Raw genomic sequence first — 14,785 nt, forward strand, 5'->3', positions numbered from 1 at the left:
GATAAGGCGCTGATTGTTTGAATTCCGTTCCTATCACATATACCATGCTTTAAATGTTGAACATGGGTTTGAACGATGATCATGGCTAAACGTACGATTTTTACTCTCTGCCTAAGCATGTGCTTATGGGGGGCATCGGGCGTTTTGTGGGCGCAATCTTCCATGGCTTCGGAAACGGATTGGCGGCAATCTCTTGAAGAGTCCATCCGGAAAGGTGACCCTACATGGAGCTCTGAACCGATTTTCAATGAAGCAACCGGCAGCTACTATCAGCTTGCCAGAGATGTGGGCTTGAAAAATGGAATAAATTGGGAAACTGCCAATGCCAAAGCCCAGCGCCTGTCTTTCAAGGGGCGAAAAGGCCGCCTTGCGGTTATTGATACGCCAGAGCTAAGCGCATGGCTGAATGAAAACTTTCCCCTTAATGGTGTGGGATATGGGGGCAATACGTGGATCGGTTTGCGTTATTGGTGCCGGTTTCGCCAGTTGAGTTGGTCGAATAGTGAGGTGCACCCGTTCAATGCTTTTTCGATCTGGGACAATCCCTGGTATTATCGCGATGAGGTGCGTTGCGGCCATCCTGCAGATTTGCCATGGATGGGCGTGTATATCGTTGGCGATACCATGCGGTGGCGGGCTGTGGGATTTCGAAAGGTGATGATGCATTATTTGGTCGAATATCCGGCCCCGCAATCTGAAGATACAGCGAAGAATAATATAAAATGATGCAAAATACCGGGTTTCCGCCCCGATTGTTTATTATCAGCGCACAAAAAAGCGCGACCACTTTTTTTGCGCAGGCTGTGGGGCAACATTCATCTGTGGTCGTTTCAAATCCGAAGGAGCCCGATTATTATACTGTAAATCGCAATGCCGGGCTGGATTGGTATAAAAACAAATTCACCAAAGCTGAAGATGCAGTTCTGCTGGATGCGTCGACAAGCTATTCCAGTGCCCCCATCAATCCCGATGAGCAAAGACAGGATAATCCGCGATTTGGTGTGCCAGAGCGTATTTATAAAGCCAGCCCCAATGCGCGCTTTATTTATATTGTCCGCGATCCTGTTGCGCGCACCTATGCGGGCTATTGGCATAGCGTCCGCGCGGGGGAGGAAACACGCCCATTTTTAAAAGCGATTGCGGAAAATTCCTTCTATCTGGATATCAGCCGCTATCATTTTCAGCTTCAATGTTATCTACAGTATTTCGATATGGATCGTTTCTTGATCCTGTCGTCCAGTGATGTGACGACCAATCCGCAAGAGGCCGTGCAACGGGCATGGAGCCATGCGGGCTTGGCGGTGGACCGGTCGGCATCGATCAATTCCGAGCGCCGCAATGTCAGCTATCAATATTCGCCGGGGATGCAGCGGCTTATGCGCCTTCCCGGGGCTAAACAGGGCATGAAGCGCATGACCCATATGGCGCGTCGGCTTTTGCCATCTTCTTTTATCGATGGCGCGCGGGGTGCTTTGACCCGATCTCTTCCAAAAATGAAAGACGACGAGAAAGAGGTTGTGGCAGATTATTTGCGGGAAGATACAGAAGCATTTTCCAAATTAACGGGCATTATCTTTTCGACATGAGCTTTTTAGAGGGCGTGCGGCGGGAATATGAAGCCGTATAGGGCTTATATTGGGTAGCATTTGTGGGGCAGGGCGAAGGGGTTATGACGGTAATCGAGAAACAGGGGGATGTATCAGGGGCAAAGCCTGTCATCACAGGATGTTTGGTGCAGGGGCGGGCTGTGCCGAATTTCTTTATTGTGGGGGCGCCCAAATGCGCCACCACGGCGATGGATACATATTTGGCGCAGCATCCACAGATTTTCATGTCGCCAGCCAAGGAACCGCACCATTTCGCCAAGGATCTGTATCACGGGGCTATGGAGTGTCCTGCGGAGCGCTATTTTGGTTTTTTTAAAGATGTAAGTGATGAGCCTGTTGTCGGGGAAAGCTCGGTCTTTTATCTTTTGTCCAAAACGGCGGCTGCAGCTATTCGTGCCTATCAACCGGATGCAAAAATTCTCATCATGCTGCGGGACCCCATTGAGGTGATTGCTTCGCATCATTCACAGATTGTGTATGAAGCGTTCGAGCAGGAAACGGATTTGGAAACAGCCTTGGCGTTGGAAAATGAGCGTAAGGCCAATTTTAATGAAGCGCGCGCGGATTATCGGGAGAGGGTGCTGCATTATCGGGATGTGGTGGCTTTTTCCGAACAGATTGAACGGTTTTTTGAGCATTTTCCCCGTGAACAAATCCACATTGTTTTCTATGAAGATGTGCGCGCGGATTTGGCCGGAACTTATCGCGGCATTTTGAATTTTTTGGGTGTGGACCCAGAATTTCACCCAAATTTCCAGGTTGAAAATGCAAATAAGCGGGCGCGCAGTGCAAAAATCACCAATTTCTTACGCTACACACCAGATTGGGTGTCTGCTTTCAGCCGCTTGTTATTGCCCAAGCGCGAATGGCGGGTGGCGGTAAAGGACAGAATTAAGCGGTTCAACACGCAGTTCCAACCACGTCCGCCGATGCCAGATCATGTGCATAATCAATTGGCCGCAGATTTGGCTTTGGAAGTGGAAAAACTGGGAGCGCTTTTGGGCAGAGATCTGTCACATTGGTGTAAACCCCGTTCATAAAGGCACAGGTGCCGCAGCTCTGAGTTTTCCTCGGGCCAAGCTGATCTCATATCAACAATCGGGACATATCACAGCCTTTAAGGCTTGAAGACAGGGACAGGGACGAGATGTTTTATAAACTCCGCAAATCGCTCAAAAAACGCAGATTTGCACGTCAGGCGCGGCATATTTTGGACGTGCCCCCCATCACACACAAGGACGCGCCGATCCTGATCATGTCCAATTTGTGCCATGACGATGTGATCATGTATCTGGTGGCGATGAAATCCTTTTATCCGCGCATCGGCGGCGGGGATATTCTTATCGTCAATGATGGGTCGCTGACCGATAGCGACAAGGCTTTGCTCAAACAACATCTCGGCAATCCAGAGATCCGGGATGCCGCCACCGTGGATACGGGGGCATGTCCCGATTATATTGCATGGCGCGGATTACGGTGCGCCATTGATGCCTCGAAAAATCGCTATGTGATCAAGCTGGATTCCGATGTTGTGGCCTTGGATGAATTGCCGGAAATCAAGGCGTGCGTGGCGAAAAATCGGTCCTTTGTTCTGGGCTCGTTTGATTGTGAAGAAATTTGGACGCCAGAGCAGGCTTTGGAACATGCCAGCGGGTTCACATCCGATCATATCCAGATTCAGGCCGAACGGTCTTTTGTGAAATTCCCCGATGCCGATAATTTCCGCTATGTGCGCGGCTGTTCGGGTTTTGCGGGTTATCAAAAAGGGCTGTACGAATGGGCGGATGTGGAAGCCTTCTGCCAAAAGATCGAACAGCATATTGATCGGGATGAATGGCGCAAATGGGGTTCTGAACAGGTAACGGTGAACAGCCTTGTGGCCAATTCCCCTAATCCCTTGATTTTGAAAATGCCGAAATATACCAATCACCGCGAGGATACCGACGTGACCAAAGCGGCCTTGGTGCATTTTCTGGGCACCTGGCGTTTCTATGGGGGGCGCTATGCCGCTTGTGCCCGCCGTGCCGTTGCCACCTTGTCCGCGTAAAAGGACTGGCATGAGCAAGCCTTATATATGGCTACATATCCGTAAAGCCGGGGGAACCAGCCTGCGGGATGCTTTGGGCAGTTCCTATAAGCAGGTGGACCGCTTTGGCGCGCCCACGCCGTTCATTGCCCTGCCGCGGGATTGTTGGAACGATAATCTGAACAATTACCGGGTGCCTTTGGGGGATTATGAATTCAAGCGTTTGCTGTTTGCCAAAAAATTCCTTTATCCCGAGCAGGAATTCTCCAATCGCTTCAAATTTGCCATTGTGCGCAATCCCTATGGGCGCGCGGTTTCATCTTGGCGCTATCTGACCCGCAACTGGACCTTTACATGGCCGCGTCAGGTGATATCGCATTATCGGTTCGACCATTTCTTGGAACGATTGCCGGAATTTTGGGAGAAGATTGGCAAAGAGCGGCATGTGGCCACCCATACAGCCCCAATTTGGCCTGACATCACCGATGAAAACGGTGCGCTATTGCTGGATTTCGTGGGACGGATCGAAAATTTTGAAGAGGATTATCTCAAGATCTGTGAACATATCGGTATTCCACAAAAAGAATTGCCGAAAAAGAACAGCCAAGGAAACGCGGATTATAGAAAATATTATAATAAGAGATCCCGACAACTCGTGGAGAAATATTATTGGTATGATATCAACGAACTTGGCTATGATTATTAAATAGCCTTGATGATTGTTTGTTGCTCTACTGCGATTTATTTCTTTTTATTATTTTTTTGAAGATCCTTGTTATTTCAAGGCGCATGGGATGGCGCACAAGCCATAGGCTGATCAACCACCCTACAAGGCCGGCGCTGCCATATATCGCCAGATTGAGAATTGGCAGGCCCTTTGGCGCATAGCCAAGCCCATAAACCACCGCCCCCATGGTTAGGCCAACCCCGAATGTAACCAACAGGCTTGGTTTTAGGGCTGCCCACCAATCGCTTGCATGAAGGGAGAGAACGCGGGACACCTGATAATTGGCTAAAATGATGAAAATGATGGCCGGGCCCATCAGGGCGGCGGCGATATAAGGCAGGCCATGGCGTGCGGCCAGCACGATCAAGGCCACCTTGGCGAGTTGCATCGAGGTTTCGATCAGGAAAATCTGTTTGACCTTGCCATGGGAGAGCAAAAGCTGGCGGCCAATGCCGAAGGGCATATGTAAGGTGGCGCTGATAGCCAAAATACCCGCAACCGGCGCCGCTTGGGTCCATTGTGGGCCGAATAGGAACAGGATCAGCGAATAGGAACTGCCTGCCATGATCAACATCAGGGGCCAAATCACCCCGGCTGTGGTTTGCAGGCGAATTAAAAAGCGTGCTTTCAAATCCTGCTTGTCACGCCGTTCCTGTGCAAAAAATGGCGTGAGTACGGTGCTGAGACTTCCGGCGATCTGCTGATTGACCAGCCGGGTTACGGTCATGCCGCGATCAAACAGGCCCGCCGCTTCCAGACCGAGCCCACGTCCGATGATCAATTCGGGGGATTGATTGCCTGCGCTTTGCACAAGGCTCGCCCCCACAGCCCAAGAGCCGAATCCAATAATTTCTTTTAGGCCATGAAAGCGGGGCCGAAAGCTGAGATACATCGGCTTGAGCCGGAAAATGCCGATAATCAGCACCAGTTTCATAATAACGGAGCCAAAGGCCAGGGAGATGGGGCCAAAATCCTGTAAGGCAAGCAAAACCGATATGGCCGATCCCGCGCCGCCCGCCATGATATTGATAATGGTGAGCTTTCCGTAGCGTAGCTCGCGCATCAAAAGGGCAAGGCCGATGGTGACAAAGGGGTTGAAGAGAAAATTGAGCGACAAAACGGCGATGACATTTTCAATCTCCGGATTGCCGTAAAATTGGGCAATGACGCCGCGCCCAAAGAAAAGAAGGAATGCAAGGCTCCAATTGATCAGGCCCATCAATCCGAAGGCCCGCCCCACAATGGCTTTGGAAAGCGCATCTACCTGCACCAGATAGGGATGGATACCAAATTCCGCCAAGGCCGTGCTGATGGCGATAGAGGCGGATGCAACGGCAAAAACGCCCATTTCTTCAGGGGTAAGAAGCCGGGCAATGATTGCAGCGCTGGCAATTTGGATCAGTGCACGCATGAAGCGGCCCCCGAACACATAGGCAAGGGAGCGTTTTAAAGACGGCACGGACGGTGTGGGCTGTGACATGGAGATGCTTTGATCAGCCTGCGGGTAAAGAGGGCGTGTTTATGGTCATATCATCTGTCTTTTCGCCTGTATCCAGGGAGAAGGCCCAGCGCCCCACGGCGGTTTTTCGGCAAATCGCTTCAATGGTTTGGACCGTATCCGCCGATAATTCCGATTGCCAACGCAAAGCGGCAAGGCGTGGATCGCGCTTTAATCCATAATGCGAGTCATGCTCTGCACCTTCAGAGGAGGCGCGGATAAAGGCCTCGACATTCGATACCCAGTCTAACCCCAATTGCGTAAACATCTTTTGCACGCTGCCCAAAGGATCGCAGGTCATCTCTTCATAGCTCACGATAATTGCGCGGTCAGAGTCAGAAAGAGATTGAAAGGCCGCATCATTGAAGGCCGCCCATTTCCACGCCAAAATTTCAACGGGAGACAGATGGGCCAGATCTTGTGATGACAGCCCTTCTCTTTTGCCCATAGGAGAATAGGGTAGGGCGCTATTGGAAAGTTCAAACCTTTCGCCAAATTTTTCGATACCGCGCAATATAGACGCGATCTGCCCACAGGGGTGCCGTACCAGATGGATTCCCTGAAGATGCGGCACGGCTTGAAGGCATAAAGTGGCCCGCCCCAACATATTGACCGTTTTGATGACCACTAATGTCCGCGCTTTGCTTGGGGGTTGTAAAACGGGCCCGGCCATTGCCATGGACGGGATTAGCCGCTCCATCCCCTTGAGCGCGTATATATTGGCCTGTCGCAAGGCATGGTGGAAGGCACTTTCCCCCTTTTTGCGGATGATGGGGCGCGTTCCTGTGGTGCGCACATCCCGTGCATTTAGCCAACTGCTGATATCGGTGGTGAGCTGCGAGATGGCCAAGGCTTCATCCGGAGGGAAAACCGGCACTTGGGTGGGCTGTGCAATTTCCGGTTCATGCAGATAATGGCTTTGGGGATGGCTGTCGAAAATTTTGCCAAGCCATGTGGTGCCAGATCGGGGGGACCCGAAAATCATGATGGTTTTCGGGTTCGCGCTTTGCTGAGATTTGCCCATGCCGCCCATAATGCCTGTTTCGTTCCCGCTTGGCCCTATAGAGCGGTATTTTCTTGTAAGAATGCAAGGGCTTTTCATTGAGAAAAGACGGGAATTCCGAGTAGAATCGAAGCTGGGCAGTCGCTTGTGCTATTTTACCATTATATATAAGGAAAATAGTCGAAAGCAGTGGCTGTTTTTTTGTTATCCCATATGCTGTGGGTTTGTCAGATGCTTGGGAATGGGTCGTAACAAAGGGGCTGTCGAACCGTGCCGGGATTATGTGGGTGGATTGATGATCGGGCTGGCTTGGATGGCCGCTCAAAACTTTCGCATATGGCGAATGGGCTTGTTCTTCGTGCGGGAGAGCGCCTGTTGCAATGGGAGGATGGCTGGGCGGGTCTTGCTGTTTTGGCCCGCGAAGATGATCGTCTTCATGCGGGCGACCGGTTTGTTGTGGCGATTACGGGAATGCCGCGTTGGGCGGATGATAGGGATGAAGCAAAAGCGCGGGCCTTGGGCCGTGCCAAAAGCATCGCCACCTGTTGGGAACGGGAAGGCCGCGCCTGTCTGGAGCAGATAAAGGGGCCTTTTTCGCTGGCTGTGATCGACAAGGAAGTCCGCAGCCTGTTTTTGGCGATTGACCGTGTGGGTATTGATCCCATGTGCCATGGAGACGTGCCCGATGGTTGTGTCTTTGCCACCACCACCGATGCGGTGGCTGCTTATCCTTCCCTTGACCCCAAGGTGGATGCGCAAGGGCTTTATCGCTATGCCATGAATTATGTCTCGCCTGCGCCGGGCACCGTCTATCGCGGCATCAACAAACTTCTGAGCGGCCATAGCCTGAGCCACAGCATTGGGCGTGGTTCCGGGCGTTCCAAAAGCACGTCGATCCATCGCTATTGGCAGACGCCCTATCAGCCCGATGGGGCAGGGGATATGGAGGCCTTGAGCGCAGATTTGAAGGCGCATTTGGCAAAAAGTGTTGACCGCGCGATAGATGCGGGCGTCGCCGCCCAAGACACCGGTGCTGTCGGTGCGTTTTTAAGCGGTGGGCTGGATAGCTCCACGGTTTGTGGGTTTTTGGGCGCATCCTTGGACCGGCCGGCACCAGCCTATACCATTGTATTTGAAGAAGATCGCTATAATGAAGGCCCATATGCGCAGCTGGCGGCCCGGCATTTTGGGCTGGCGCATCGGGAATATTGCCTGAAGCCGCAAGATGTCGTGGATATTTTGCCCAAGATCGTGCGGGTGTTTGACGAGCCATTCGGCAATTCTTCCGTGATTCCGGCCACATTCTGCGCACATATGGCGAAAGAGGATGTGTCTTTGCTTTTGGCGGGCGATGGCGGTGACGAACTGTTTGCGGGAAACCAGCGCTATGCCGATCAAACTATTCTCTCTTATTATCAAAAGGTTCCGCCGCTTTTGAGGGCGTTGGGAGAACCGGTTTTCGACCATATTCCAGATCCGCTGGCCATTGGCCCTATCGGCAAAGCCAAACGATATTCCCAGCGGGCGCGGTTGCCCATGCCCGAACGCATGCACAATCCCGGCATCTATCATCGGAGCCAGTTGAGCCGCGTTTTTACAGAGGAAACGCTGGCCCAAATCAATGTGGAAGAGCCCTATGATCTATGGGCGCAGCATTATAAAGAGTCGGAAACCGACGATATGCTGGCTTCCATGCTGCATATGGATATGCGGATCACTTTGGCCGATAATGATATTCGCAAGGTAAACGGGGCCTGTCTATTGGCGGATATCGATGTGGCCTATCCTATGCTGGATGATGATCTGATCGATTTTGCCGCGAAAGTGCCCTCGCGGCTTTTATTGTCGGGCACGCGCTTGCGGCATTTTTTCAAAGAATCCATGAAGGGCTTTTTGCCCGATGCGATTTTGAACAAGCAAAAGCAAGGCTTCGGGATGCCTTTTTCCGAATGGACAAAAAGCTATCCGCCTTTACGCGATATTGCGGTGGATTGCTTGCAAAGCCTTGGGAAACGCGGTGTGTTTCGGGCTGATTTTCTGGAGGGCGTTATCGCTGCCCATGCTCGGGAAAAAACGGCGGAAACGGATTATATCGTGTGGGATTTGATCATGCTGGAATTGTGGCTGCAAGATCGCAAGCCCGGCATGGCCTAGGGCTATAGGGGATAGATTTAGGGGCCGGAAATCCATTCAAGGGTTTTTTCGGTGACCGCTTGCGACCATTCAGGGGTAGAGAATGTATGGTCTGCCTCTGTCAGCGCGAGCGTTTGAAAATTGGGCGCGTTTTGAAGGGCGCGCCATATTTTGATGCGGTTTGCTTCTTGCTCGAATTCTTTGGCGGTCAGATCATTGCCGCTTAGAACCAACTGAACCGGGCCTTTAAAGGCGCTTAAAGCCTGAACCAGTTTCGCGGCCATGGGCGATGCCTGATCTGAAGGGCTGTCTTGGGAGGGGCCATTTTTAACCGGTGCCAGCTTTTGGCGAGCCAGCTTTAAAAGAAGCCGGGGAAAGTGCAGGGGATTGACTTTCCCGCGTAACAAATTCAGCCAAAATTCTTTATCAAACAAGCGCTTGGCATAATAATGCCGCAGCAAGACCCGGTCATAGGCTTCATCGTCACGAACCCAAGGGTTCAGCAGCATTAGCCGCCCGATACGGGAATCTTTGTGGCAATAAAGCACACTGGCAGATGCCCCGTCGCATAGCCCCCATAAACCGACTTCCTTCGTTTGGGGAAGCAATCTGAACAGCGCCTCAAGGGCCGTGGACATATCTTTTTCAAGATGTTCATAACCGGGATGGGTGCCATCGCTGTCACCCATGCCACGACAATCGAAACGCAGAACGCTATAGCCTTCTTGCGCCAAACGCCGCGCCAGTTTTACGAAATAGCGGTGCCCGCCGGCGCGATATTGCGGCCCGCCCACAATGATCAAAACAGCGCGGTTGGACGGGTTTTCTGCCCGATGCAAAACGGACACCAATTGGTCTTTACCGCACTGCAAAATATGGGCAGATTCTTGCACATCCATGGGGGAAAGGCGGGTGCTCATGGGTGATGGCTCATCAAGGCGGTTTGGATCAGCGCGATGGTTTTTGCTGGGGCCACAGGTTCGGGCAAGGCCCAAAAGGCCTGATCTTGGTGATAGCGGGCCTGCCGGTCGGCGGTTCGCCAGCTTGGGGGCAGGATATCCGCGATGGCACCTGCCTCCCGTTCATCGCTGCCGATTTCAATCCATTCCATGGGCAAGTCCGGTGGGGGCGGCATGTCTTTAAGCGAAAGGCGGGTTAATTGTTCGGCCATATCCGGTCCAAGGGGATAACCGGTCACAGAAACGCTTTCGCCATTTTTCAAGATGTCCATCAACTGGGCGGTGCTTTCGCGTTGCCCCCGGCTCATGGCAGCGGCAACGCGAAGCCGCAAAAATTGGGTCAGAAAACGTTTTCCCGATAGAACCGGCTGGATCATCAAAAGCCCGTCAATACCGCCTGGTTCTTGATGCGCAAGGGTGGCTGCCAACAAGGCCCCTGTCCGCACGCCGCCGATCCATAAAGGTTCTGTATCAAGGCGCGCCATATCACGCAGAAAAGAAAGATCGGCGATCCAGCGGTCCCAACTGGCCTGTTCAAAATCGCCTGCACTGTCTCCGGTGCCGCTCGGGTCGGCCAGCAAAACGCGAAAGCCTTGTCGGGCCAAGGCCCGTCCGGTTTGTGCCAGCATGTACCGGGAGCGGTTCATTTCCTCGGCAAAGGGTGGCATAAGCAGCACCGTTGCGCGGGGTGCGGCAGATATGGAGGCAATCTCCAGAACGAACAGGGGGCCGTTTGGACCGACAGGGAAAGAGGCCGATAATTTTGGGGGGGCAGCCAAAGGCCCGGTCATTGGATCAGCACGCGGCTAGTTTTGTTTCGACAAAATTGCTCAGGCTGCCAACAGTTTCAAAAACCTCGCCATTGATTTCATCATCTTCAAACAAAATGTCGAACCGGTCTTCCAATTCGGATACCACTGTCACCACGGCCATGGAATCGAATTCGGGGATGCCGCCCATCAAGGGGGTGGACGGTTGAAGCTTTTCCCCGCGTGGGCCAAGGCCAAGCGCCTGCGTGAGAACATCGCGAACTTTATCAAAAGCGCTCATAATCGTTTCCCCTGTATTTCTTGGCCGTGTCTAGGCAGACTCTGGCCAAAACCTGTTACTTTGTGTCCTATCTTGGAGAGGGTTTTTTGTCCATAGTTCACATGTCTTTTCCTTTAAGTTCACGGAATAACGGATGAAACGCTTGCTGGCCTTGGTTCGGGAATTGGGTGCGGGATGGGCTGTGCTTTATCTTTTGCACCGTTTATTCGCCGCGCAATCCTTGCCGGTTTCGCTTTATGCCTATCGCTTGGTCCGGCAGCCCGTGCCGGACCGTGCCTCGCTTGGTGCGGCGCGTCGGGCGCGGTTTTCCTGCCGTCTTCTAAAGCCACAAGACCCAATGCTTGCCGCCACCTTCATTGACGAGAAGATTTTGGATGATCGGTTTTCTCAGGGCGCCCAATGCTATGGGCTGTTCAAAGAAGACCGGTTGATTGCATGGCTATGGCTGGTAAAGGGCGCCTATGAAGAAGACGAGGTGCGCGCCCGTTTTCTTTTGGCCCCGGATTGTGTGTGGGATTTTGATGTGTATATCCACCCCGATCATCGCCTGGGATTTGCCTTTGCCGCCCTTTGGGATGCGGTGAATGAGGATTTGCATCGACAGTCGATCCGGTGGACCATGAGCCGGATATCGGCTTTTAATGCGGCGTCTTTGCGCAGCCATGCCCGTATGGGGGCGGTTCCCTGCGGTGGATTGGTTTTTTTGTCTTTTGGTCCTGTGCAACTGATGCTTGGCTCGCGGCGGCCTTTTGTGCATTTAGGCCTGCGCCGGGGTCATAGGCCGGAAATCCATTTTTCACCGCATTAAAGGCCAAGTTGTCATTGGCCTGTGAGGATATGATCCGTTACAGTTGAACCTTGTAGAATATCAAGGGCATGTGGGTATGCGGTGTTATTTACAGGATTTGATCCTTTCCAAAGCGGATGGGGGTTCGGAACGGCTTGCGCTCAAGGCCGGGAAAGTGAGCCGGACCTATGGAGCGCTGGCGGCTGAGCTGGAGCAGGTGGCCGCCGGACTTTGTGCTGTCGGGTTAAAGCGCTTTGACCGGGTTGCTGTCTATCTGGACAAGCGTATCGAGACAGTATCGGCTTTTTTCGGCAGTGCGATGGCGGGCGGGATTTTTGTGCCCTGCAATCCGGTTTTGAAGCCACAACAGGTGGGGCATATTCTGCGAGATTGCGCCGCACGGATATTGATATCGTCGCGTACCCGCATCGAAGCAATGGCCGAAACGCTTTCCGCATCGGATGTGCAAGTGGTGGTCAGTGTGGATGCGGTGCCCGACATGCCCATCAAAGGGGTATGCGTGCTGCATTGGACAGAGCTTTTGGCGCAAGGGAAGGCCTTACCGGCAGGGCCACAATGCGATAGCGATGTGGGGGCGATTTTCTATACTTCTGGCAGCACTGGAAAGCCGAAAGGCGTGGTCTTGTCGCACCGTAATATGGTGGTGGGCGGCGAAAGTGTTGCCACCTATCTGAAAAACCATGCCGATGACCGTATTTTATCGCTGCTGCCTTTAAGTTTTGATGCCGGATTCAGCCAGCTTACCACCGGTTTTCACGCGGGGGCCGCTGTGGTGCTGCATAATTATTTGCTGGCCCGTGATGTGCCGCGCATCTGTGCCCGGGAAGGCATTACGGGGCTGACCTCGGTGCCGCCTTTATGGATGCAATTGCTGACGGTGGATTGGCCGGAGGAGGCCGGACGCGAAATGCGGTATTTCGCCAATACCGGCGGGCGTATGCCGCGCGATGTGCTGCAAAAGCTGCGGGCGATTTTTACCAATGCCGATCCTTATTTGATGTACGGTCTTACGGAAGCTTTCCGGTCCACCTATCTTGATCCGGCGCAGGTGGATATTCGCCCTGATTCCATTGGAAAGGCCATACCCAATGCGGAAATTCTGGTGGTGAAATCCGATGGCAATCTTGCTCAGGCAGGCGAGGAAGGAGAGCTTGTGCATCGCGGGCCTTTGGTGGCTTTGGGTTATTGGAATGATGCGGAACGCACCGCCGAACGCTATAAGCCCGTGCCAAAAGCCGTGGCCGAAGTGCAGGTGCCGGAACTGGCCGTGTGGTCGGGGGATCTGGTGCGCATTGATGCGGAAGGCTATCTCTATTTCGTTGGCCGCACCGATGATATGATCAAGACATCGGGTTATCGCGTTTCCCCCACAGAAGTGGAAGAAGCCTTGTTCGACAGTGGTTTGGTTTTTGAAAGCGCGGCTTTTGGCCTTCCCCATGATACGCTGGGACATGAAATTATTGTGGCCGTGGTGCCAAAGAACAAAGACTTGTTCGATGCCGCAGACCTTGTGGCCCATTGCCGGAATGTTTTGCCCGGCTTCATGGTGCCGCATCGGGTGGATGTGCATGAAAGTCTGCCCCGATCCCCCAATGGTAAAATCGACCGTAAGGCCCTTCAGGCCCAATGCATGTCTAAAGACATAAAAAAGGCGGTATAAGCACGATGGTGGAGATGAAAGCAGACGCCGAACGGATGGCCCAACACCATCCGGCCTTTGCAGACTGGGCGTTTGAAGACGGCCATTTGCTGGTTGGCGGTATTCCCGTTGGGCAATTGGCGCAGCGATTGGGGCAAACGCCCTTTTATGCCTATGACCGGGAAAAGATAACAGCACGGGTGAACGCCTTGCGCGCGGCCCTGCCAAAGGCCGTGCGGCTGCATTATGCCATCAAGGCCAATCCCATGCCGGCAGTGGTGCAGCATTTGTCGGGGCTTGTGGATGGCTTTGATATTGCATCTGCCAATGAACTGGATGTGGCGCTGGATGCGGGCATGTCCAACGCGCATATCAGCTTTGCCGGCCCGGCCAAAACCGATGCAGAATTAAAGCGGGCCATTGCGGGCGGAATTGTGGTGGAGCTTGAATCCTTGTCCGAGATGGATCGTTGCGCCAAAGCGGGGGACAGTTTGGGAATGACGCCGCGTGTTGCGGTGCGGGTAAATCCGGATTTCAAATTGCGCGGTTCGGGCATGCATATGGGGGGCGGCCCCAGCCAGTTTGGCGTGGATGCGGAAATGGTTCCCGAAATGCTGTCGCAATTGGCCGGTCTGGGTTTGGCTTTTGAAGGCTTTCATATTTTTGGCGGCTCGCAAAATCTGAGCGCAGAAGCGGTGGCTGTGGCGGAAGACCAGATTGCCGATCTGGCTATTCGTTTGGCCGACCATGCCTTAACACCGGTTCGCCATCTGAATATCGGTGGCGGTTTCGGTATTCCCTATACGCCTAAGGATAAAGCCTTTGATTTGCCTTTGGTGGGCGCGCGCTTACATGAAACGGTGGAAAAACTGGGCCGCGCCTTGCCGAAAACCGCCGTTATCGTGGAACTTGGCCGCTATATCGTCGGGGAAGCGGGGGTCTATGTGTGCAAGGTGATCGACCGCAAGATTTCACGGGGGCAGGTCTATCTGGTGACCGACGGTGGCTTGCATCACCAGCTTGCGGCAACAGGCAATTTCGGGCAGGGCATAAGGCGCAATTATCCCGTAGCCATCGCCAGCCATTATGGGGAAGAGCCGGTGGAAACCGTGAATGTGGTGGGATGCTTGTGCACGCCCATCGATTTGTTGGCCGATAAAATTTCTGTGCCGCGCGCCGATGTGGGGGATTTGGTGGCGATCTTCCAGTCAGGGGCTTATGGCCGTACCGCCAGCCCGTCGCGCTTTTTAAGCCATCCGGAAGCAAAGGAAGCGCTGGTATAATCATTTCGGTGATGTGCCGGCCCTTCATGGCGGAGCCAGAGGCAAGCTTTCC

At 53.2% G+C, this 14,785-nt stretch carries 14 protein-coding genes; 9 read left to right on the forward strand and 5 right to left on the reverse strand.

Features of this window, described 5'->3' with window-relative positions:
* The first annotated feature begins 162 nt into the window (after nucleotides 1-162).
* The 5 genes from IEX96_RS00950 (at nucleotide 163) to IEX96_RS00970 (ending at nucleotide 4,339) form a co-directional block, all read left to right on the forward strand.
* On the forward strand, nucleotides 163-726 hold the full coding sequence (locus tag IEX96_RS00950; protein ID WP_150004685.1) for a C-type lectin domain-containing protein: 564 nt from the start codon (nucleotides 163-165) through the stop codon (nucleotides 724-726).
* Nucleotides 723-1,586 carry a sulfotransferase gene (locus IEX96_RS00955; protein WP_150004686.1) on the forward strand — a complete coding sequence of 288 codons (864 nt, stop codon included), beginning with the start codon at nucleotides 723-725 and terminating at the stop codon, nucleotides 1,584-1,586. Before IEX96_RS00950 ends, IEX96_RS00955 begins: the two co-directional genes overlap by 4 nt.
* Before the next feature lie 83 nt (nucleotides 1,587-1,669).
* Nucleotides 1,670-2,647, forward strand: a complete 978-nt coding sequence (locus IEX96_RS00960) for a sulfotransferase family protein (RefSeq protein ID WP_150004687.1) — start codon at nucleotides 1,670-1,672, stop codon at nucleotides 2,645-2,647.
* Between the two features lie 107 nt (nucleotides 2,648-2,754).
* Nucleotides 2,755-3,654 (forward strand): hypothetical protein, encoded by a 900-nt coding sequence (locus tag IEX96_RS00965; RefSeq protein WP_150004688.1) that lies wholly within the window; start codon nucleotides 2,755-2,757, stop codon nucleotides 3,652-3,654.
* Nucleotides 3,655-3,664: 10 nt separating this feature from the next.
* Nucleotides 3,665-4,339 carry a sulfotransferase family 2 domain-containing protein gene (locus IEX96_RS00970; RefSeq protein WP_188873330.1) on the forward strand — a complete coding sequence of 225 codons (675 nt, stop codon included), beginning with the start codon at nucleotides 3,665-3,667 and terminating at the stop codon, nucleotides 4,337-4,339.
* 25 nt (nucleotides 4,340-4,364) lie between these two features.
* Here IEX96_RS00970 and IEX96_RS00975 read toward each other — a convergent pair whose 3' ends face one another.
* Complete coding sequence (locus tag IEX96_RS00975; protein ID WP_188873331.1) at nucleotides 4,365-5,840, reverse strand: oligosaccharide flippase family protein; 1,476 nt, start codon at nucleotides 5,838-5,840, stop codon at nucleotides 4,365-4,367.
* Nucleotides 5,841-5,853: 13 nt separating this feature from the next.
* Entirely contained in the window at nucleotides 5,854-6,882 is a 1,029-nt protein-coding gene (locus tag IEX96_RS00980) for a sulfotransferase family protein (RefSeq protein WP_188873332.1), read from the reverse strand.
* 249 nt (nucleotides 6,883-7,131) lie between these two features.
* On the opposite strand from IEX96_RS00980, the gene IEX96_RS00985 reads away from it, so the two are divergent.
* Nucleotides 7,132-9,015: an asparagine synthetase B family protein gene (locus IEX96_RS00985; protein WP_150004692.1), complete on the forward strand. Its 1,884-nt coding sequence runs from the start codon at nucleotides 7,132-7,134 to the stop codon at nucleotides 9,013-9,015.
* A 17-nt stretch (nucleotides 9,016-9,032) separates the two neighbouring features.
* Here IEX96_RS00985 and IEX96_RS00990 read toward each other — a convergent pair whose 3' ends face one another.
* From IEX96_RS00990 to IEX96_RS01000, 3 genes are read right to left on the reverse strand one after another with little or no spacing between them, the layout of a single operon-like run.
* Complete coding sequence (locus IEX96_RS00990; protein ID WP_150004693.1) at nucleotides 9,033-9,914, reverse strand: hydrolase 1, exosortase A system-associated; 882 nt, start codon at nucleotides 9,912-9,914, stop codon at nucleotides 9,033-9,035.
* Nucleotides 9,911-10,732, reverse strand: coding sequence for a serine aminopeptidase domain-containing protein (locus IEX96_RS00995; protein ID WP_188873333.1), 822 nt, complete (start codon nucleotides 10,730-10,732; stop codon nucleotides 9,911-9,913). Before IEX96_RS00995 ends, IEX96_RS00990 begins: the two co-directional genes overlap by 4 nt.
* A gap of 16 nt (nucleotides 10,733-10,748) precedes the next feature.
* A complete protein-coding gene (locus IEX96_RS01000) occupies nucleotides 10,749-11,003 on the reverse strand; it encodes an acyl carrier protein (protein WP_149999186.1) in 255 nt (84 codons plus the stop codon).
* Nucleotides 11,004-11,136: 133 nt separating this feature from the next.
* Between IEX96_RS01000 and IEX96_RS01005 the strand changes: the two genes are divergently transcribed.
* The 3 genes from IEX96_RS01005 (at nucleotide 11,137) to IEX96_RS01015 (ending at nucleotide 14,733) form a co-directional block, all read left to right on the forward strand.
* Nucleotides 11,137-11,811 carry a GNAT family N-acetyltransferase gene (locus tag IEX96_RS01005; protein ID WP_150004695.1) on the forward strand — a complete coding sequence of 225 codons (675 nt, stop codon included), beginning with the start codon at nucleotides 11,137-11,139 and terminating at the stop codon, nucleotides 11,809-11,811.
* 76 nt (nucleotides 11,812-11,887) lie between these two features.
* Complete coding sequence (locus tag IEX96_RS01010) at nucleotides 11,888-13,471, forward strand: acyl-CoA ligase (AMP-forming), exosortase A system-associated (RefSeq protein ID WP_150004696.1); 1,584 nt, start codon at nucleotides 11,888-11,890, stop codon at nucleotides 13,469-13,471.
* Between the two features lie 14 nt (nucleotides 13,472-13,485).
* Nucleotides 13,486-14,733 (forward strand): pyridoxal-dependent decarboxylase, exosortase A system-associated, encoded by a 1,248-nt coding sequence (locus tag IEX96_RS01015; RefSeq protein WP_373293731.1) that lies wholly within the window; start codon nucleotides 13,486-13,488, stop codon nucleotides 14,731-14,733.
* Nucleotides 14,734-14,785: the final 52 nt, after the last annotated feature.

It is taken from the genome of Iodidimonas muriae (assembly GCF_014647255.1).
Taxonomy (GTDB): Bacteria; Pseudomonadota; Alphaproteobacteria; order Sphingomonadales; family Rhodothalassiaceae; genus Iodidimonas; species Iodidimonas muriae.

What these genes read in the sequence shown, in the direction of transcription:
- IEX96_RS00955 (WP_150004686.1), top strand. Translation starts at nt 723, where the DNA reads ATGATGCAAAATACCGGGTTTCCGCCCCGATTGTTTATTATCAGCGCA.
- IEX96_RS00965 (WP_150004688.1), top strand. Translation starts at nt 2,755, where the DNA reads ATGTTTTATAAACTCCGCAAATCGCTCAAAAAACGCAGATTTGCACGT.
- IEX96_RS01005 (WP_150004695.1), top strand. Translation starts at nt 11,137, where the DNA reads ATGAAACGCTTGCTGGCCTTGGTTCGGGAATTGGGTGCGGGATGGGCT.
- IEX96_RS00960 (WP_150004687.1), top strand. Translation starts at nt 1,670, where the DNA reads ATGACGGTAATCGAGAAACAGGGGGATGTATCAGGGGCAAAGCCTGTC.
- IEX96_RS00970 (WP_188873330.1), top strand. Translation starts at nt 3,665, where the DNA reads ATGAGCAAGCCTTATATATGGCTACATATCCGTAAAGCCGGGGGAACC.
- IEX96_RS00990 (WP_150004693.1), bottom strand. Translation starts at nt 9,914, where the DNA reads ATGAGCACCCGCCTTTCCCCCATGGATGTGCAAGAATCTGCCCATATT.
- IEX96_RS01000 (WP_149999186.1), bottom strand. Translation starts at nt 11,003, where the DNA reads ATGAGCGCTTTTGATAAAGTTCGCGATGTTCTCACGCAGGCGCTTGGC.
- IEX96_RS00980 (WP_188873332.1), bottom strand. Translation starts at nt 6,882, where the DNA reads ATGGGCAAATCTCAGCAAAGCGCGAACCCGAAAACCATCATGATTTTC.
- IEX96_RS00950 (WP_150004685.1), top strand. Translation starts at nt 163, where the DNA reads ATGGCTTCGGAAACGGATTGGCGGCAATCTCTTGAAGAGTCCATCCGG.
- IEX96_RS00975 (WP_188873331.1), bottom strand. Translation starts at nt 5,840, where the DNA reads ATGTCACAGCCCACACCGTCCGTGCCGTCTTTAAAACGCTCCCTTGCC.
- IEX96_RS01010 (WP_150004696.1), top strand. Translation starts at nt 11,888, where the DNA reads ATGCGGTGTTATTTACAGGATTTGATCCTTTCCAAAGCGGATGGGGGT.
- IEX96_RS01015 (WP_373293731.1), top strand. Translation starts at nt 13,486, where the DNA reads ATGAAAGCAGACGCCGAACGGATGGCCCAACACCATCCGGCCTTTGCA.